The sequence below is a fragment of the Streptomyces antioxidans genome (genome assembly GCF_000968685.2).
Classification (GTDB): Bacteria; Actinomycetota; Actinomycetes; order Streptomycetales; family Streptomycetaceae; genus Streptomyces; species Streptomyces antioxidans.
On sequence record NZ_LAKD02000088.1, the window covers coordinates 77,097 to 96,061 of the forward strand.

Consider the following 18,965-nt stretch of genomic DNA (forward strand, 5'->3'; position numbering starts at 1 on the left):
ACGCGTTCCCGTCCATCCCACCCGTAGCGGGGCGGTGCCCCAGCTGTCCCGGGGCGATGTCCCCGGCTGTCGCGGGGCGCTGCCCCGATCGAGGAGTACGTCGCATGTCCTCTGATTTCTTCATCCCTGACCCCGAGGGTCAGGTGCCCAGCGCCGAGGGCTATTTCGGTGCCTTCGGCGGCAAGTTCATCCCCGAGGCACTGGTCGCCGCGGTGGACGAGGTCGCCGCCGAGTACGAGAAAGCCAAGGCGGACCCCGCCTTCGCGGCCGAGCTCGAGGATCTGCTGGTCAACTACACCGGCCGGCCCAGCGCGCTGACCGAGGTACCGCGGTTCGCCGAGCACGCCGGGGGTGCACGGGTCTTCCTCAAGCGGGAGGACCTCAACCACACCGGCTCCCACAAGATCAACAACGTGCTGGGGCAGGCCCTGCTGACCAGGCGGATGGGCAAGTCCCGCGTCATCGCCGAGACCGGTGCCGGTCAGCACGGGGTGGCCACGGCCACCGCATGCGCGCTGTTCGGGCTCGAGTGCACCATCTATATGGGCGAGATCGACACCCAGCGGCAGGCGCTCAACGTGGCGCGGATGCGGATGCTGGGCGCCGAGGTCATCGCGGTGAAGTCCGGCAGCCGCACCCTTAAGGACGCCATCAACGAGGCGTTCCGTGACTGGGTCGCCAATGTGGACCGCACCCACTACCTCTTCGGCACCGTGGCGGGCCCCCACCCCTTCCCGGCGCTGGTGCGCGACTTCCACCGGGTGATCGGCGTGGAGGCGCGGCGGCAGATCCTGGAGCGGACCGGGCGGCTGCCGGACGCGGTCGCGGCCTGCGTGGGCGGCGGATCCAACGCGATCGGGCTGTTCCACGCCTTCCTGCCGGACGAGAGCGTACGGATCGTCGGCTTCGAGCCCGCCGGGCACGGCGTGGCCACCGGGGAGCACGCGGCCACGCTGAGCCAGGGCGAGCCCGGGATCCTGCACGGCTCCCGGTCCTATGTGCTGCAGGACGAGGACGGCCAGATCACCGAGCCGTACTCGATCTCGGCCGGTCTCGACTACCCCGGCGTCGGCCCCGAGCACGCGTATCTGAAGGACGTCGGCCGCGCCGAGTACCGGGCGGTCACCGATGACGAGGCCATGCGGGCGCTGCGGCTGCTCTCGGAGACCGAGGGCATCATCCCGGCGATCGAGAGCGCCCACGCGCTCGCTGGCGCCCTGGACCTCGGCCGGGAGCTGGGGAGCGACGGCCTGGTGCTGGTCAACCTCTCCGGGCGCGGTGACAAGGACATGGACACGGCGGCCACGTACTTCGGGCTCTACGACCAGCGAAGCGACGAGGGAGCGAAGTGATGGCCGGGAACCTGGAGCTGCTGGGGTCCGTCCTGGCGGGCGCCAAGGATGAGGGGCGCGCCGCGCTCGTCGGCTATCTGCCCGCCGGTTTCCCCACCATCGACGGCGCGGTGGACGCGATGACCGCCATGATCGAGGGCGGTTGCGACATCGTCGAGGTCGGGCTGCCGCACAGCGATCCGGTGCTCGACGGGCCGGTGATCCAGACCGCCGACGACATCGCGCTGCGCAACGGGGTCCGGATCCGCGATGTGATCCGCACCGTGGGGGAGGCGCACGCCCGCACCGGCGCCCCGATCCTGTGCATGACGTACTGGAACCCGGTGGACCGGTACGGCGTCGAGCGGTTCGCCGCCGATCTCGCCGAGGCGGGCGGCGCGGGCTGCATCCTGCCCGACCTCCCGGTCGAGGAGTCGGAGATCTGGCGGAAGGCCGCCGAGCAGCACGGTCTGGCGACGGTGTTCGTGGTCGCGCCCAGCAGCCGTGATGAGCGGCTGGCGAAGATCACGGCGGCGGGCAGCGGTTTCGTCTACGCGGCGTCGCTGATGGGCGTCACCGGAACGAGGGAATCGGTGGGCCAGGAGGCGCGCGCGCTGGTGGAGCGCACCCGCTCCACCACCACGCTCCCGGTCTGCGTGGGCCTCGGCGTCTCCAATGCCAGTCAGGCGGCGGAGGTCGCGGCGTTCGCCGACGGGGTCATCGTCGGCTCGGCCTTCGTCAAGCGGCTGCTGGACGCCGAGGGCGACACCGAGGCCGGTCTGGCGGGGCTGCGCGAGCTCGCGGGCGAGCTGGCGGAGGGTGTCCGCACCGCCCGTTAGGAGGGTGTCCCGCACCGGCCGTCAGGGAAGTGTCCCGCACCGGCCGTCAGGGAAGCGTCCCGCATCGGCCGTCAGAAGGTCGCTCGTTCGAGGGAACAACGGGGCGGAGGAGCTCAGCGGTGCTCCTCCGCCTCGTTAGGCGAGGGCGTGAGCCAGAGAAACCGTGAGGGAAAGCGCGGCGCCCGAGAGCGCCTGCGGGAACAACGCGAGCGGGAGCGGGCGCGCGCGAAGCGTAAGCGGACGCTGGGCGTCCTGGGGGCGGTGGTGGCCGTCCTCGGCGCGGCCGTGGGCGTGGGCGTGGTCGCGTCCAGGACCGATGACGACCCGGGGAAGGGTGCGTCGGGCAGTGCCCTGGTGCCACCGCGCGGAGCCGTCGGCAAGGGACGTCTTGTGATCCCCTCGGGGAAGTCGGAGAAGTCCGCACAGGAGGGCAAGGCGGGGCGGCCGGGGAAGGCGGGCCCGGTAACCCTGACGGTCTACGAGGACTTCCGCTGCCCGGGCTGCAAGCAGTTCGAGGACGTCTTCCGCAAGACCGTCCACGAGCTCCAGGACGCCGGGCGGATGAGGGTCGAGTACCACCTGGTGACGATCATCGACGGAAACCTCGGCGGCACCGGTTCGGTCCGGGCCGCGAACGCGGCGGCCTGCGCCCAGGACGAGGACCCGGCCAAGTTCCGCGCGTACCACGATGTGCTCTACCGCCACCAGCCCCAGGAGACCCGGGACAGCTACGCCGACAACGGTCGGCTGATCAAGCTCGCGGACCAGGTCCCCGGGCTGGTCACGCCCGCCTTCCGGCGGTGCGTCGAGGGCGGTCGGCACGACACCTGGGTGCGCAAGTCCAACGATGTCTTCGCCCACTCCGGCTACGCCTCCACGCCGACCGTGCTGCTGGGCGGGAAGTCGATCTACGGCGACCCCAAGAAGCCGCTGAGCCCCAACAAGCTCAAGCGCATGGTCCTCGCGGCGGACCGCGACTGATCCCCGTACCGATCCTTGTTACGCAGCCGTTGCCGGGTGGGTTGCCGCATCTCCCGCCCGGCACGGTAGCGTCGGTCCCGTCATGGACCTCCTCGCTTACATCCCCAGCCCGTCGTCCGGCGTGATCTACCTCGGTCCGGTCCCGCTGCGCGGCTATGCGTTCTGCATCATCATCGGCGTCTTCATCGCGGTCTGGTACGGCGGGCGGCGCTGGGTCGCCCGTGGCGGCCGGGTCGGCACCGTCGCCGACATCGCCGTCTGGGCGGTGCCCTTCGGCCTGGTCGGCGGGCGCCTCTACCACGTCATCACCGATTACGAGCTGTACTTCACCGACGGCCGTGACTGGGTGGACGCCTTCAAGATCTGGCAGGGCGGCCTGGGGATCTGGGGAGCCATCGCGCTGGGCGCGCTCGGTGCCTGGATCGGCTGCCGCCGCCGGGGGATCCCGCTCCCGGCGTACGCGGACGCCATCGCCCCCGGGATCGCCTTCGCCCAGGCCATGGGGCGCTGGGGTAACTGGTTCAACCAGGAGCTCTACGGCAAGGCCACCACGCTGCCCTGGGCGCTGAAGATCGACGGCGACGCCGACGCGGGCCGGGTGGCGGGGACGTACCACCCGACCTTCCTGTACGAGTCGGTGTGGTGCGTCGGCGTGGCGCTGCTGGTGATCTGGGCGGACCGCCGCTTCAAGCTGGGGCATGGCCGGGCGTTTGCCCTCTACGTCGCGGCGTACACCGTGGGCCGCTTCTGGATCGAGTACCTCCGGGTGGACGACGCCCACCATGTGCTGGGGCTGCGGCTCAACAACTGGACGTCCGTCGTGGTCTTCCTGGCCGCGGTGGCCTATCTGGTGGTCTCCGCGAAGCGGTCTCCCGGCCGCGAGGAGATCGTGGAACCGGCGGCGGTCGAGGACGGCGCCGACGGCGCCGGACCGGCCCCGGCTTCGGGGACCAGCGGCGACACCCCGGCCGGGAGCGCGGCCGGGAGCGGTGACACCGAGGCCAAGAGCGACGGCGCGGACGAGGCCGGTGCGGTGGCCGCCGAGGCGGAGCCCTCCCAGAAACCCTGACCCGCCCCAGCGTGTGCCCATCGGGCCGCCGAACCCCTCGGGGTTCGGCGGCCTTTCTGCGTTTGCGCAGGTCAGCGAGGTAAGTTCGGCCTTCCTTGCTGGCGGAGCGGGGGAATTCGTGCGTACCTTCGAACCGTTGGGGTGGGGCCGCATCGCTTCACCCTTCTCGAAGGGAGCACATCTTCATATGTCCGTCATTGACAGCGCGGAGTCACCGCACATCGCCCACCGCGACAACCACACCCACCGTGATGTGAACGGCGGCTGGCTGCGCCCCGCGGTCTTCGGGGCCATGGACGGACTGGTCTCCAACCTCGCGCTGATGACCGGTGTGGCCGGTGGCGCCGTGGACCGGCAGACCATCGTGATCACCGGTCTGGCGGGCCTCGCGGCCGGTGCCTTCTCCATGGCCGCCGGCGAGTACACCTCGGTGGCCTCCCAGCGCGATCTGGTCCAGGCCGAGCTGGAGGTGGAACGGCGCGAGCTGCGCAGGCACCCGGTGGACGAGCTGGAGGAGCTGGCCGCGCTGTACGAATCGCGCGGGGTGGAGCCCGCCCTGGCCCGTGAGGTGGCCGAGCAGCTGTCCCGCGACCCCGAGCAGGCGCTGGAGATACACGCCCGCGAGGAGCTGGGCGTGGACCCGGACGATCTGCCGTCGCCGCTGGTCGCGGCGGTGTCCTCGTTCGGCTCCTTCGCGCTGGGCGCGCTGCTGCCGGTACTGCCGTATCTGCTGGGTGCCACGGCGCTGTGGCCGGCGCTGGTGCTGGCGCTGATCGGGCTGTTCGGCTGCGGTGCGGCGGTGGCGCGGGTGACCACCCGTAGCTGGTGGTACAGCGGGCTGCGGCAGCTGGCGCTGGGCGGCGCGGCGGCGGGTGTGACCTATGCCCTGGGCGTTCTCTTCGGAACGGCCGTAGGATGACGGTCATATCGGCGAGCCGCGATCATCACGCCGTTACCCCTCGGTTTCGATCCTTTTACGGGCGGGCATAAGCCCGAAGCGCTTGGGCAGTGTCGCCCGATCCGCGCCATGGCGATGCCGGTCGTCGCCCCATCCCCCAATGCCCGTACTGCCTCAGCCCACCCCACCCCTGTGGGGTGCGCCCACCCCACCCCCGGGGTGTCCGCATGATGGAACGGAATTTCCGCTTCCCGAGATTCGCCCCATCATGTAACCTGCACGAAATTCTCGCGGAGGGCCAACGTCGTCCCTCGGCACACGCACCATGCCATGACGACGACGGGAGAGCCGATGCGTTCCGCATCCCACCCCGCCCGACAGGGGATGTACGACCCACGCAATGAGCACGACGCCTGTGGCGTCGGCTTCGTGGCGACCCTCACCGGCGAGGCCAGCCATGAGCTCGTGGAGAAGGCTCTCACCGTGCTGCGGAACCTCGAGCACCGCGGCGCCACCGGTTCAGAGCCCGACTCCGGCGACGGCGCGGGCATCCTCGTCCAGGTTCCGGACGCCTTCCTGCGGGCCAGTGTCACCGGCTTCGAGCTGCCCGAAGCCGGTGCCTACGCGGTGGGCATCGCGTTCCTCCCGGAGGGTGAGGCAGAGGGCGGGACCGGGGGCGGGACCGGGAGCGCGGCCGCCGCGGAGCACATCGAGCGGCTTGCCGCCGAGGAGGACCTGACCGTCCTCGGCTGGCGCGAGGTGCCCGTCGCCCCCGAGCTGCTGGGCAACGGGGCCCGGGGCACCATGCCCGCCTTCCGCCAGCTCTTCGTCGCCGACGGCAGCAGCACCGGCGTGGCCCTGGACCGCAAGGCGTTCATGCTGCGCAAGCGCGCCGAGCGCGAGGCGGGGGTCTACTTCCCCTCGCTGTCCGCGCGCACCCTGGTCTACAAGGGCATGCTGACCACCGGTCAGCTGGAGCCGTTCTTCCCTGACCTCTCCGACCGCCGCTTCGCCACCGCCGTCGCGCTGGTCCACTCCCGGTTCTCCACCAACACCTTCCCGAGCTGGCCGCTGGCCCACCCGTACCGCTTCGTCGCCCACAACGGTGAGATCAACACCGTCCAGGGCAACCGCAACTGGATGCGCGCCCGGGAGTCCCAGCTGGTCAGCGACCTGTTCGGGGAGCAGGGCCTGGAGCGGATCTTCCCCGTCTGCACCCCGGACGCCTCCGACTCGGCCACCTTCGACGAGGTCCTGGAGCTGCTTCACCTCGGCGGCCGATCGCTGCCCCACTCGGTGCTGATGATGGTTCCCGAGGCGTGGGAGAACCACCCCTCCATGGACCCGGCCCGGCGCGCCTTCTACCAGTACCACTCCACGATGATGGAGCCCTGGGACGGGCCCGCGTGTGTCACCTTCACCGACGGCGTCCAGGTCGGCGCCGTGCTGGACCGCAACGGACTGCGGCCCGGGCGCTACTGGGTCACCGACGACGGCCTGGTCGTGCTCTCTTCCGAGGTCGGCGTCCTGGACATCGACCCGGCCAAGGTGGTCCGCAAGGGCCGGCTCCAGCCGGGCCGGATGTTCCTGGTGGACACCGCCGAGCACCGCATCATCGAGGACCACGAGATCAAGGCCGAGCTGGCCGCCGAGCAGCCGTACGGCGAATGGCTCGAGGCCGGACTGATCGACCTGGCCGACCTCCCCGAGCGCGAGCACATCGTGCACACCCACGCCTCGGTCACCCGCCGTCAGCAGACCTTCGGCTACACCGAGGAGGAGCTGCGCGTCCTGCTCGCGCCGATGGCCAAGGCGGGCGCCGAGCCGATCGGCTCGATGGGCACCGACTCGCCGATCGCCGCGCTCTCCGAGCGGCCGCGGCTGCTGTTCGACTACTTCACCCAGCTGTTCGCGCAGGTCACCAACCCGCCGCTGGACGCGATCCGCGAGGAGCTGGTCACCTCGCTGATCTCCGCGCTGGGCCCGCAGGGCAATCTGCTGGACCCGACCGCGGCCTCCTGCCGCAGCGTCACCCTGCCCTTCCCGGTGATCGACAACGATGAGCTGGCCAAGCTCATCCACATCAACGCCGACGGGGACATGCCGGGCCTCAAGGCGGCGAACCTCTCGGGCCTGTACCGGGTCGGCGGCGGCGGTCAGGCGCTCGCCGCCCGGCTGGACGAGATCTGCGCCGAGGCCGACCGCGCCATCGAGGACGGCGCCCGGCTGATCGTGCTCTCCGACCGCCACTCCGACGCCGAGCACGCCCCGATCCCCTCGCTGCTGCTCACCTCCGCGGTCCACCACCACCTCATCGGCACCAAGCAGCGCACCCAGGTGGGGCTGCTGGTCGAGGCGGGCGACGTCCGCGAGGTGCACCATGTCGCGCTGCTGATCGGTTTCGGCGCCGCGGCCGTCAACCCCTACCTGGCCATGGAGTCGGTCGAGGACCTGGTCCGGGCCGGGACGTTCCTGCCCGGTGTCGAGGCCGAGACCGCGATCAAGAACCTCATCAAGGCGCTGGGCAAGGGCGTCCTGAAGGTCATGTCCAAGATGGGCATCTCGACCGTGGCCTCCTACCGGGGCGCTCAGGTCTTCGAGGCCGTCGGCCTGGACGAGTCCTTCGTGGACACCTACTTCCGCGGCACCGCCACCAAGATCGGCGGCGCGGGCCTGGACGTCATCGCCAAGGAGGTGGCCGCCCGCCACGCCAAGGCGTACCCCGCCTCCGGCGTCCCCTCCGCCCACCGCACCCTGGAGATCGGCGGCGAGTACCAGTGGCGCCGCGAGGGGGAGCCGCACCTCTTCGACCCCGAGACGGTCTTCCGGCTCCAGCACTCCACCCGGTCGCGCCGCTACGACGTCTTCAAGAAGTACACGGAGCGGGTGAACGAGCAGTCCGAGCGGCTGATGACGCTGCGCGGCCTGTTCTCCTTCAAGGGCGAGCGCCCCTCGATCCCGATCGACGAGGTCGAGCCGGTCAGCGAGATCGTCAAGCGGTTCTCCACCGGCGCCATGAGCTACGGCTCCATCTCCCAGGAGGCGCACGAGACCCTGGCCATCGCCATGAACCAGCTGGGCGGCAAGTCCAACACCGGTGAGGGCGGCGAGGACTCCGACCGGCTGCACGACCCCGCCCGGCGCTCCTCGATCAAGCAGGTGGCCTCCGGCCGCTTCGGCGTGACCAGCGAATACCTGGTCAACTCCGATGACATCCAGATCAAGATGGCCCAGGGCGCCAAGCCCGGCGAGGGCGGCCAGCTGCCCGGCCACAAGGTCTACCCGTGGGTGGCCAGGACCCGGCACTCCACCCCGGGCGTCGGCCTGATCTCCCCGCCCCCGCACCACGACATCTACTCGATCGAGGATCTGGCGCAGCTGATCCACGACCTGAAGAACGCCAACCCCCAGGCCCGGATCCACGTCAAGCTGGTCTCCGAGGTCGGCGTCGGCACGGTCGCCGCGGGCGTCTCCAAGGCCCACGCCGATGTGGTGCTGATCTCCGGCCACGACGGCGGCACCGGCGCCTCGCCGCTCACCTCGCTCAAGCACGCGGGCGGCCCCTGGGAGCTCGGCCTCGCAGAGACCCAGCAGACGCTGCTGCTCAACGGGTTGCGCGACCGCATCGTGGTGCAGACCGACGGCCAGCTGAAGACCGGCCGTGATGTGGTGATCGCCGCGTTGCTCGGCGCCGAGGAGTACGGCTTCGCCACCGCGCCGCTGGTGGTCTCCGGCTGCGTCATGATGCGCGTCTGCCACCTCGACACCTGCCCGGTCGGCATCGCCACCCAGAACCCGGTGCTGCGCGAGCGCTACAGCGGCAAGGCCGAGTTCGTGGTGAACTTCTTCCAGTTCATCGCCGAGGAGGTCCGCGAGCTCCTGGCCGAGTTGGGCTTCCGCTCCCTGGACGAGGCCATCGGCCACGCCGAGCTGCTGGACACCACCCGCGCCGTCCAGCACTGGAAGGCGCAAGGCCTGGACCTCGCCCCGCTGCTGTACGTGCCCGAGCTGCCCGAGGGCGCCGTCCGCCACCAGGCCATCGAGCAGGACCATGGCCTGGCCAAGGCGCTCGACAACCAGCTGATCAAGCTGGCGGCCGACGCGCTGAACGCCGAGAGCGCCGAGGCCGCCCAGCCGGTCCGGGCCCAGGTCGCGATCCGCAACATCAACCGGACCGTCGGCACCATGCTCGGCCACGAGGTGACCCGTACGTTCGGCGGCGCTGGCCTGCCCGAGGACACCATCGACATCACCTTCACCGGCTCGGCCGGTCAGTCCTTCGGTGCGTTCCTGCCCCGCGGCGTCACGCTGCGGCTGGAGGGCGACGCCAACGACTACGTGGGCAAGGGCCTGTCCGGCGGCCGGGTGATCGTCCGCCCGGACCGGGGCGCGGACCACCTCGCCGAGTACTCGACGATCGCGGGCAACACCCTCGCGTACGGTGCGACCGGCGGTGAGATGTTCCTGCGCGGCCGGGTCGGCGAGCGGTTCTGCGTCCGCAACTCCGGCGCCACGGTCGTCTCCGAGGGCGTGGGCGACCACGGCTGTGAGTACATGACCGGCGGCCAGGCGGTCGTCCTCGGCCCCACCGGGCGCAACTTCGCGGCCGGGATGTCCGGCGGCACCGCCTATGTGATCGACCTCGACCCGGACAACGTCAACGTCGATCTGCGGGACGCCGTCGGCGCGCTGGACGACACCGACCAGCGGTGGCTGCACGACGCGGTGCGCCGTCACCGCGAGGAGACCGGCTCCACCGTCGCGGGCGCGCTGCTGGAGGACTGGGAGACCGCCCGCACCCGCTTCAGCAAGATCATCCCCGCCACGTACCAGGCCGTGCTCGCCGCCAAGGACGCCGCCGAGCGGGCCGGGCTCTCCGAGTCCGAGACCCACGAGAAGATGATGGAGGCAGCGATCAATGGCTGACCCCAAGGGCTTCCTGAGCACCGACCGCGAGGTCGCCGAGACCCGCCCGGTGGACGAGCGCGTCAAGGACTGGAACGAGGTCTACGTCCCCGGCTCGCTGCTGCCGATCATCAGCAAGCAGGCCGGCCGGTGCATGGACTGCGGCATCCCGTTCTGCCACAACGGCTGTCCGCTGGGAAACCTCATCCCCGAGTGGAACGACTACGCCTACCGGGAGGACTGGCGCGAGGCCAGCGAGCGGCTGCACGCGACCAACAACTTCCCGGAGTTCACCGGGCGGCTGTGCCCCGCCCCGTGCGAGTCCGCGTGCGTCCTCGGCATCAACCAGCCGGCGGTGACCATCAAGAACGTCGAGGTCACCATCATCGACAAGGCGTGGGACGCGGGCGATGTCACCCCGCAGCCGCCCGAGCGGCTCAGCGGCAAGACCGTCGCCGTCATCGGCTCCGGACCGGCGGGCCTGGCCGCCGCCCAGCAGCTCACCCGGGCCGGTCACACGGTCGCCGTCTATGAGCGGGCCGACCGCATCGGCGGGCTGCTGCGCTACGGCATCCCCGAGTTCAAGATGGAGAAGCGGCACATCAACCGCCGTATCGAGCAGATGCGCGCGGAGGGCACCAAGTTCCGCACCGAGACCGAGATCGGCCGCGACATCGACGCCGCCAAGCTGCGCAAGCGGTACGACGCCGTGGTCATCGCCGCCGGCGCCACCACCTCGCGCGACCTCCCGGTCCCCGGCCGGGAGCTGAACGGCGTCCACTACGCGATGGAGTACCTGCCGCTCTCCAACAAGGTGCAGGAGGGCGACCTCACCACGTCCCCCATCACCGCCGAGGGCAAGCACGTCGTGGTCATCGGCGGCGGCGACACCGGCGCCGACTGCGTCGGCACCGCCCACCGCCAGGGCGCCGCCTCCGTCACCCAGCTGGAGATCATGCCGAAGCCGGGCGAGGAGCGGCACCCGGGCCAGCCCTGGCCGACCTTCCCGATGCTCTACAAGGTCACCTCGGCGCACGAGGAGGGCGGCGAGCGGATCTACTCCGTCTCCACCACCCACTTCGAGGGCGACGAGGACGGGAACGTGCAGTGGCTGCACCTGATCGAGGTGGAGTTCAAGGACGGCAAGCTGGAGCAGAAGCCGGGCACCGAGCGGAAGATCCCGGCCCAGCTGGTCACCCTCGCCATGGGCTTCACCGGCACCGACCAGCAGAACGGCCTGGTCGAGCAGTTCGGCCTGGAGCTGGACGAGCGCGGCAACGTCGCGCGCGACGCCTCCTTCGCCACCAATGTGCCGGGTGTCTTCGTGGCCGGTGACGCGGGCCGCGGCCAGTCGCTGATCGTCTGGGCCATCGCCGAGGGCCGCTCCGCGGCGCGCGGGGTGGACCGCTATCTGGCCGGGGCCAGCGAGCTGCCCGCCCCGATCCGCCCCACCGACCGGGCCCTCATGGTCTGACCCGGTCGTCCGGTTTTCCGGTCGTCCGGTCTTCCCGGATCTCCGCCCGTACAACGGCGTACGGACCGGCCGCGCGGCGCCTTCCCCCTCCCGACCGGGGGAAGGCGCCGCGTGGCGTTCCGGCACGTTCTCCCGGGTCGGCAGGCCGGACCGGCCGATCAGGCTGGCCGACGTCAGCCGCTGACCAGGCCGGTTGACATTCCCCCGGGCGCGCTACACCATCATTCCACTAACTCATTAGTGAAAGGGTGGTGGAAGCCGGATGGTCGAGTACCGCATCGACCGGCGCAGCGGCATCGCCACCTATCTGCAGATCGTCCAGCAGACCAAACAGGCGCTCCGCCTCGGACTGCTGGAGCCCGGGGACCGGCTGCCCACGGCCAAGGAGGTCGTCGCGGCCACCGCCATCAACCCCAACACCGTCCTGAAGGCGTACCGCGAGCTGGAGCGCGAAGGGCTGGTGGAGCCCCGGCCGGGGCTCGGCACCTTCGTCCGCCGGTCGCTGGCCCGGCCCGGCGCCGCCGCGGACTCACCGCTGCGCGCGGAGCTCGCCGACTGGACCGACCGGGCCCGCGCCGCCGGGCTCGACCGCGAGGACCTGACGGCGCTGGTGGCCTCGGTCCTCGAGGAGCGCTTCGGCGAGACCGCCGCCCCCGGCGAGCGTGGACACGAGGAGAACGGGTGACCGACGAGATCGACGCGTCCGGTGCGCTGGAAGCGGCCGGACTGGGCAAGAAGTACCGACGCGGCTGGGCCCTCACAGACGCCGCCTTCCGGCTGCCCGCCGGGCGGATCTGCGCGCTGGTGGGCCCCAACGGCTCCGGCAAGAGCACCCTGCTGTCCCTCGCCGCCGGGCTGCTGGCCCCGACCACCGGCACCCTGCGGGTCTTCGGCCGGTCCGCCGCCGACCCCGGCATCCGCGAGCGCATCGCCTTCGTCGCCCAGGACAAGCCGCTCTACCCGCGCTTCTCCGTGGCCGACACCCTGCGCCTGGGCCGGGAGCTCAACCCCAGCTGGGACCAGCGGGCCGCGGAACGGGTGGTGGCGGAGGCCGATGTGCCGCTGTCCGCCCGCGTCGGCTCGCTCTCCGGCGGCCAGCGCACCTGTGTGGCCCTCGCCCTCGCCCTCGGCAAGCGCGCCGATCTGCTGCTCCTGGACGAGCCGATGGCCGATCAGGACCCGCTGCGCCGCCACCGGATGATGGGCGTCCTGATGGCCGAGGCCGCCGAGCGCGGCACCGGGGTGGTCATCTCCACCCATGTGGTCGCCGAACTCGACGGCGTCTGCGACTACCTGCTGCTGATGGGCGGCGGCCGGATCCGGCTGGCGGGCGAGGCCGACGCCCTCCAGTCCGCCCACCGCCTGGTCACCGGCCCGAGCGCGACCGGCGGTGGAACACCGGACGCGCTCGCCCGTCACACCGTGGTCGAGACCCGTACGACGGGCCGTCAGCTCACCGCGCTGATCCGCCCGGACGGCACCCCGGACGGGGACGGCTGGATCGTCACCGAACCCTCCCTCGAGGACGTCCTGCTCGGCTATCTGCGCGCCCCCGACGCTCCGCCCCTGTTCACGGCCGAAGCGCGCACGACGTTCACGGAGGTGGAGGCATGAGCTCGATCGGCATACGGCTCCGGGGACCCGTCACCCGGCTCCGCGCCCGAGGGCTGCTGTGGCTGGTGGCGCGCCAGCACCGGACCGCCCTGTGGGCGGGCCTGGCCGTGGTCGTGGCGATCGCCGCGTACATCGTCTGGCAGCGCGCCGAGATGGTCGGCTACATGCGGGCGCACGACATCCAGGGCTGCTCGGACTGGAACTGGAAGGCGGTCTGCCACGGCAAGGAGATCGATCCCGAGAAGGGGACCAACTCGACGGCCGAGGCGTTCCGCCACCTCACCGCCACCTACCGCGCACCACTGCTCGACACCGGGCGGCTGCTCATCGCGCTGCCCGTGCTGATCGGCGTCTTCATCGGCGCGCCGCTGTTCGCCCGGGAGCTGGAGACCGGCACCTACCAGCTGGTGTGGACCCAGTCCGTCGGCAGGACCCGCTGGCTGATCGCCAAGCTCACGCTCCCGCTCGTCGCCGTCACGGCCGGTACCGCGGTCCTCGCGGCCCTCTACACCTGGTGGTGGCGGGCGGCCCAGGGCCAGTTCCAGGACATCGCCTGGGGCACCCCCGTACCGTTCGACGCGACCGGCCCGGCGGCGGTCGCCCTCGCCCCGCTGTCCTTCCTCCTCGGCGCGGCGGCCGGGCTGCTGCTGCGGCGCACCCTGCCCGCCATGGTGGTCACCCTGGGGACCACCGCCGGGGTCCAGTACGGGCTGAACGCCCTGCGCCCCCATCTGCTGACACCGCGGACGGTCGTCGCAGAAGCCGACGCCTCCGGCGAGTTCACCACCACCCCCGTCCAGGTCTACGTCAACGCGTGGCGCGGCATGGGCAACGGCTATATGACCAGGACCGGGGAGAAGATCCCCCTGGAGCGCTGTTCGTCCGCCGTCGGTGAGCACGGCTGGGACCGCTGCTTCGCCCGGCTCGGCGCCACCAAGAGGTGGTACGAAGAGCTGCACCCGGCGAGCCACTACTGGCCCATGCAGTGGATCCAGTCCGGGATCTGCCTGGGCGCGGCCGTCGCGCTCGCCGCCCTCTGCCTGTGGTGGAGCGGGCGCAGACGGGCCTGACCCCGACCGGCGCCACTCACCCTCCACCCTTCCGCGGTCCCCCACCCCTCCCGCCGTGCCGCGGCCCCTCACCTTTCGCTCCGATCGGAGTTCCGCTGCCCATGTCCGTCACGCCTGCCCTCGACAGCGCCGGGGCCACCGCGCGCGCCCGTCCGGCGTCCCCGGAGCCCCTAGCGCCCCGCCGCACCGGGCGCACCGGGCGCGCCGCCGCCGGGCTCGTCCCGGCCGGGCTGGCACTGGCGGTCGGGCTGTGGGGGGTCCGCCGAGGGAACAGCATGTGGCGGGACGAGTCGACGACGTATCAGGTCGCCCACCGCAGCCTCGCCGACATCTGGCGCCTGCTCGGCCAGGCCGATGTCGTCCACGGCCTGTACTACCTGTTCATGCACGGCGTGTTCGCCCTCTGGGACGGCGGGCTGCTCGCGCTGCGGCTCCCCTCGGTGCTGGCCACGGCCGCCGCGGCCGCCGGGGTCGGACTGCTCGGGCAGCGGCTCGCGGGGCCCCGCGCCGGACTGGCCGCCGGGCTGGTCTTCCCGCTGTTCCCGGTGGTGCAGCGGTACGCACAGGAGGGGCGCTCCTACGCCCTGGTCTGTGCCGTGGTCGTCTGGGCCACGCATCTGCTGCTGAGCGCCGTGGCCCGGCCCCGCAAGCGGACCTGGACCTGCTATGCGGCCGTGGCGGCACTGGCCTGTCTGCTGCACGAGTTCGCGGTCCTGGCCGTGCTCGCCCACGGCGTGGCGCTCTACCGGGCCCGGGTACCGGCGGCGCTGGGCTGGGCCTGGGGCCAGGCCGCCGCGGCGGCGGCCCTCGTGGTGACCCCGCTGGTGATCGTCAGTCAGCAGCAGGTGGCGCTGGTCGGCTGGATCTCACCACCGGGCATCAGCCAGCTGCTCGGCTTCGCCGTGCCCGCGCTGGCGGGCGTCCTGTGCGCCAAGGTGCCCGCCCCGGCGCTCTGGCCGGTCTCGCTCGGCGATCTCGCGCTGCCGCTGCTGATCCTGCCCCCGGCGGTGCTGATCGCGGTGTCGTATGTGCACCCGCTGTATGTCGACCGCTATGTGATCTACGTGTACGTCGGTCTCGCGCTGCTGGTGGGCGCCCGGCTGGAGCGGCTGCTGCGCGCCGCCGCGGCCCCGAGGACGGCGGCCGCGCTGCTGGCGGTGGTGGCGGTGGCCGCCGTACTGCCGTACTCCGCCCAGCTGCGGACCCCGCAGGGCCGCATCGACGACACCATCGCCGCCGCACGCGCCGTACGGGAGCTGAGCCGGCCCGGCGACGGCGTGCTCTTCATGCCCGCCCGCCGCCGGGAGCCGATCATGTCGAGCCCGGGGGACTTCCGCGGGCTCGAGGACCTGGCCCTGGCCGAGGCCCCGGTGGACTCGGCCACCCTGCACGGCGTCGAGCTGCCCGCGTCGCGCGTCCGCGCCCGGATGCTGACGGCCGACCGGATCGTCACGGTCAATGACTCGCCCGGCCAGCCACTGGATGACAACGCCCGGGAGAACACCAAGCGGGGGGTGTTGAAGAAGTACCTCCACCGGTGTGCCGTCAGGGATGTCACGGGGATGCGGATCGTCCTGTACGGGCGCCCCGGCGGCTGCTGATCCGCTCCCTGGCGGCAGCTGCTGACCGGCGCCCCGTCAGCCCTCGTCCTCCACCAGCCGGGCCGGGAAGCCGCCCGTGGCGACCGGGCCCCAGCGCTCGGGGGTGACCCGGATCAGCGACTTGCCCTGCTTGCGCATGGCCGCGCGGTACTCGTCCCAGTCCGGGTGCTCGCCCGCGATGTTGCGGTAGTACTCGACCAGCGGCTCGATGGAATCCGGGGTGTCGATCACCTCGGCGGTGCCGTCGATCTGCACCCACGGGCCGTTCCACTCGTCGGACAGCACGACGAGGCTCACGGCGGGGTCGCGCCTGGCGTTGCGCACCTTGGCGCGCTCGGGATAGGTGGACATGACGATCCGGCCGGAGTCATCGACGCCGCAGGTCAGCGGGGACGCCTGGGGCGAGCCATCGGTCCGGCGGGTCATCAGCAGCGCACGGTGGCGCGGGCGTACGAACTCCAGCAGCTCATCGAGGGCGACACGGGTGTTGGTGGCGATGGAGGGGCTCATGCAGGCGAGCGTACGACGTCGAGCGCACTCGAAGTCCGTGTGGTCGGGCGTCGGGCCAGGTGTCGCGCCGGGCGCCGGGCCAGGTGTCGGGTCAGGTGTCGCACTCCAGCACCGTGCGGCACAGCCCGCAGCGGGCCCGCAGCCGCCCGCGGACCGGGACCCGGATGCGCTGACGGCAGGTCGGGCAGGGGAAGGAGACGCTGAGCGGAGGGCCCGCGTCGAAGGCGTAGTCCCCTGCGGCTGTGCCCCCTGCGGCGGAGCCCCCTCCGCTGGAGTCCCCTCCGGTGGGGGAGGGGTGGCCGGACTGGGCCGCCCTGCGTTCCTTGGCGTAGCGGCGGCGGCCGGTCCACCCGGCGGCGGTGAGCGGCGGCCTGGCCCGCTCGCGGCGGGCCAGCTCCAGCCCCTTGGTGTACGCCTCGTACGCCTGCGGAGAGGTGAACCAGGGGGAGGGGTCCTCGTCGAAGAGCAGCGCCCGCATGGCCAGCACGTAGCCGAACTCCTCCGGTGTCAGATAGCCCAGTTTCTGGCTGGAAACCGAGTCCTGGCGGTAGGCGTCGAGCAGCAACCAGCCCGTGCCGAGATAGGCGGCGGTGGTGTCGGTGAGGATCTCGTTGTCCCGTGTGCCGGGGAACGAGAGGTCCAGGCGGTGCAGATACACATGGGTGACCTCATGGGCCAGGGCGGCGCCGATGTCCCGACGGTGGGTCTTGAAGCGGGAGTTGAGCTCGATGAAGTACTCCGGGCCCGCGGCCAGCTCCACGTTCCCCGCGTGCCGCATCTCCCGGAAGCTCACGATCATCCGGGCGTCGGGCAGCCGCAGATGCTGCACCATGACCCGGGCGACCCGCTGAACGCCCAGATAGAGGTCGTCCTGGTCGGCGAAGGCCACATCGCCGGGGACCACGCTGAGCCCGAAGGTGTCCACTGTGTCCCGGGACAGCCGGTGGTAGAGCGCGGTGATCGCCGCCCGGACGGTGTCCAGGTGGGGATAGCCGTGCTCGATATCGCTGCCCGGTGCCGCCACGCCGTCACCCCGTGCCCGTCGCCAGCCGTGCGCCCTGTCTCACGTCAACCTTACGGTCGTTCGGCGGGGCAGCGGGTAGGCCGCGCTGGCTGAAAACCGACCCTTGTCACTCCGTTCACCCGCTCCACATAATCACAGGGCGTTTTACCGGCTCATCCACGGGATTTCGGAGAGTTTTCCGGATTTTCAATTGGCATGAGCCTGACATGCGCATCGAACCCCCCACGAAAGGACAGTCCGTTGCGGAACACGCTGAAGCACCTCAAGAGAGCCTCGGCCCTCGGCGCGGTCGCCCTCGCCGCCTTCAGCCTCACCCCCGGCAGCGCCAACGCCCAGCCCACCGGCCCCGAGCCGAGCCCGTCCGTGGTCGGCGGCACCCGCGCCGCCCAGGGCGAATTCCCCTTCATGGTCCGGCTGTCCATGGGCTGTGGTGGTGCCCTCTACTCCCAGGACATCGTGCTCACCGCCGCCCACTGTGTGGACGGCAGCGGCCCCGACACCTCCATCACCGCCACCGCGGGCGTCGTGGACCTCCAGAGCTCCAGCGCCATCAAGGTCAAGTCCACCGAGGTGCTCCAGGCCCCCGGCTACAACGGCACCGGCAAGGACTGGGCGCTCATCAAGCTCGCCGAGCCGATCGACCAGCCCACCCTGAAGATCGCCGACACCACGGCGTACAACAAGGGCGACTTCACCGTGGCCGGATGGGGCGCCGCCGTCGAGGGCGGCGGCCAGCAGCGCTATCTGCTCAAGGCCAGCGTGCCGTTCGTCGATGACGCCACCTGCAAGGCCGCCTACGACGAGCTCGTCACCGGCGAGGAGATCTGCGCCGGGAAGATCGCCGAGGGCGGCGTGGACACCTGCCAGGGCGACTCCGGCGGCCCGATGTTCCGCAAGGACGACGGCGGCCAGTGGATCCAGGTCGGCATCGTCAGCTGGGGCGAGGGCTGCGCACGGCCCGGCAAGCCCGGCGTCTACACCGAGGTGAGCACCTTCGCCAAGGACATCAAGGCGGGCGCGACCCAGCTGGGCGGCTGACCCCTCCTCAGCGACCGCGCGGAGCGGACCGGGGCCCGGCCACGGTGGCCGGGCCCCGATCAGCGCGTCAGCAGCCGTCAATCCTCCTGCATCTGCCCGTAGCAGATGCAGAACGGATGCCCGGCCGGATCGCTGAAGACCCGGAACCCCGAACGCTCCCCACCGCTGTCGTGCAGGAACGTCGCCCCGAGCGCGATCAGCTCCCGCTGCGCCCGCTCAGCGTCCGTGCGCGTCTCCACGTCGAAGTCCAGATGGATCTGCTGCGGACGGTCCGGATCCGGCCAGCGCGGCGGCCGATGGTCCGGCGCCAGCTGAAAGGCCAGCCGCCGCCCGTCCCCGGCCGTCAGGGTCGCCCACTCGGGGTCGCTGTCATCCACCCGCCAGCCCAGGATCTCGCCGTAGAAGGCGGCCAGCGCGGCGGGGTCGGGACAGTCGATGACGGTGCACTGAAGCGTCGCGATCATGCGGAGACCCTACGGTGCATCCGGCGACCGAGACTTTCCCCGTCCCGGATCGACGGGCGTCCGCACCACGCGGAAGGGCTGCGCCCCCTCGGGGCCCGGAGTCTGGGGCCGAGCCCGGGTCACGTCCGCTGGAGTGGTGTATCGACG

At 71.6% G+C, this 18,965-nt stretch carries 15 protein-coding genes; 12 read left to right on the plus strand and 3 right to left on the minus strand.

From position 1 onward, the window contains the following. Nucleotides 1-104: 104 nt before the first annotated feature. The 11 genes from trpB (at nt 105) to VT50_RS28540 (ending at nt 15,782) form a co-directional block, all read left to right on the plus strand. Nucleotides 105-1,352 (plus strand): tryptophan synthase subunit beta, encoded by a 1,248-nt coding sequence (trpB, locus tag VT50_RS28490; RefSeq protein ID WP_046087896.1) that lies wholly within the window; start codon nt 105-107, stop codon nt 1,350-1,352. Beyond that, the gene (gene trpA / locus VT50_RS28495) at nt 1,352-2,170 is read left to right on the plus strand and encodes a tryptophan synthase subunit alpha (RefSeq protein ID WP_046087897.1); all 819 of its coding nucleotides are present in this window, start codon (nt 1,352-1,354) and stop codon (nt 2,168-2,170) included. The genes trpB and trpA overlap by 1 nt, the downstream gene beginning before the upstream one ends. A gap of 147 nt (nt 2,171-2,317) precedes the next feature. Further along, on the plus strand, nt 2,318-3,151 hold the full coding sequence (locus VT50_RS28500) for a DsbA family protein (protein ID WP_046087898.1): 834 nt from the start codon (nt 2,318-2,320) through the stop codon (nt 3,149-3,151). Between the two features lie 82 nt (nt 3,152-3,233). Beyond that, nucleotides 3,234-4,220, plus strand: a complete 987-nt coding sequence (gene lgt, locus VT50_RS28505; protein ID WP_046087899.1) for a prolipoprotein diacylglyceryl transferase — start codon at nt 3,234-3,236, stop codon at nt 4,218-4,220. A 187-nt stretch (nt 4,221-4,407) separates the two neighbouring features. After that, nucleotides 4,408-5,139 carry a VIT1/CCC1 transporter family protein gene (locus VT50_RS28510; protein WP_046087900.1) on the plus strand — a complete coding sequence of 244 codons (732 nt, stop codon included), beginning with the start codon at nt 4,408-4,410 and terminating at the stop codon, nt 5,137-5,139. Nucleotides 5,140-5,469: 330 nt separating this feature from the next. Beyond that, nucleotides 5,470-10,044: a glutamate synthase large subunit gene (gltB, locus tag VT50_RS28515; RefSeq protein WP_046087901.1), complete on the plus strand. Its 4,575-nt coding sequence runs from the start codon at nt 5,470-5,472 to the stop codon at nt 10,042-10,044. Beyond that, on the plus strand, nt 10,037-11,497 hold the full coding sequence (locus VT50_RS28520) for a glutamate synthase subunit beta (protein ID WP_046087902.1): 1,461 nt from the start codon (nt 10,037-10,039) through the stop codon (nt 11,495-11,497). The genes gltB and VT50_RS28520 overlap by 8 nt, the downstream gene beginning before the upstream one ends. 262 nt (nt 11,498-11,759) lie before the next feature. After that, entirely contained in the window at nt 11,760-12,182 is a 423-nt protein-coding gene (locus tag VT50_RS28525) for a GntR family transcriptional regulator (RefSeq protein ID WP_046087903.1), read from the plus strand. Then, a complete protein-coding gene (locus VT50_RS28530) occupies nt 12,179-13,111 on the plus strand; it encodes an ATP-binding cassette domain-containing protein (RefSeq protein ID WP_046087904.1) in 933 nt (310 codons plus the stop codon). Before VT50_RS28525 ends, VT50_RS28530 begins: the two co-directional genes overlap by 4 nt. Beyond that, nucleotides 13,108-14,181: a translation initiation factor IF-2 gene (locus tag VT50_RS28535; protein ID WP_046087905.1), complete on the plus strand. Its 1,074-nt coding sequence runs from the start codon at nt 13,108-13,110 to the stop codon at nt 14,179-14,181. The genes VT50_RS28530 and VT50_RS28535 overlap by 4 nt, the downstream gene beginning before the upstream one ends. Before the next feature lie 101 nt (nt 14,182-14,282). Continuing rightward, nucleotides 14,283-15,782, plus strand: coding sequence for a glycosyltransferase family 39 protein (locus VT50_RS28540; RefSeq protein ID WP_107424912.1), 1,500 nt, complete (start codon nt 14,283-14,285; stop codon nt 15,780-15,782). Nucleotides 15,783-15,818: 36 nt separating this feature from the next. Here VT50_RS28540 and VT50_RS28545 read toward each other — a convergent pair whose 3' ends face one another. Beyond that, a complete protein-coding gene (locus VT50_RS28545) occupies nt 15,819-16,292 on the minus strand; it encodes a PPOX class F420-dependent oxidoreductase (RefSeq protein WP_046087906.1) in 474 nt (157 codons plus the stop codon). 91 nt (nt 16,293-16,383) lie between these two features. Next, entirely contained in the window at nt 16,384-17,316 is a 933-nt protein-coding gene (locus VT50_RS28550) for a hypothetical protein (protein ID WP_046087907.1), read from the minus strand. A gap of 240 nt (nt 17,317-17,556) precedes the next feature. On the opposite strand from VT50_RS28550, the gene VT50_RS28555 reads away from it, so the two are divergent. After that, nucleotides 17,557-18,354, plus strand: a complete 798-nt coding sequence (locus VT50_RS28555) for a S1 family peptidase (protein WP_046087908.1) — start codon at nt 17,557-17,559, stop codon at nt 18,352-18,354. Between the two features lie 77 nt (nt 18,355-18,431). Here the strand turns inward: VT50_RS28555 and VT50_RS28560 are convergent, their stop codons facing one another. Further along, on the minus strand, nt 18,432-18,818 hold the full coding sequence (locus VT50_RS28560) for a VOC family protein (protein ID WP_046087909.1): 387 nt from the start codon (nt 18,816-18,818) through the stop codon (nt 18,432-18,434). Nucleotides 18,819-18,965: the final 147 nt, after the last annotated feature.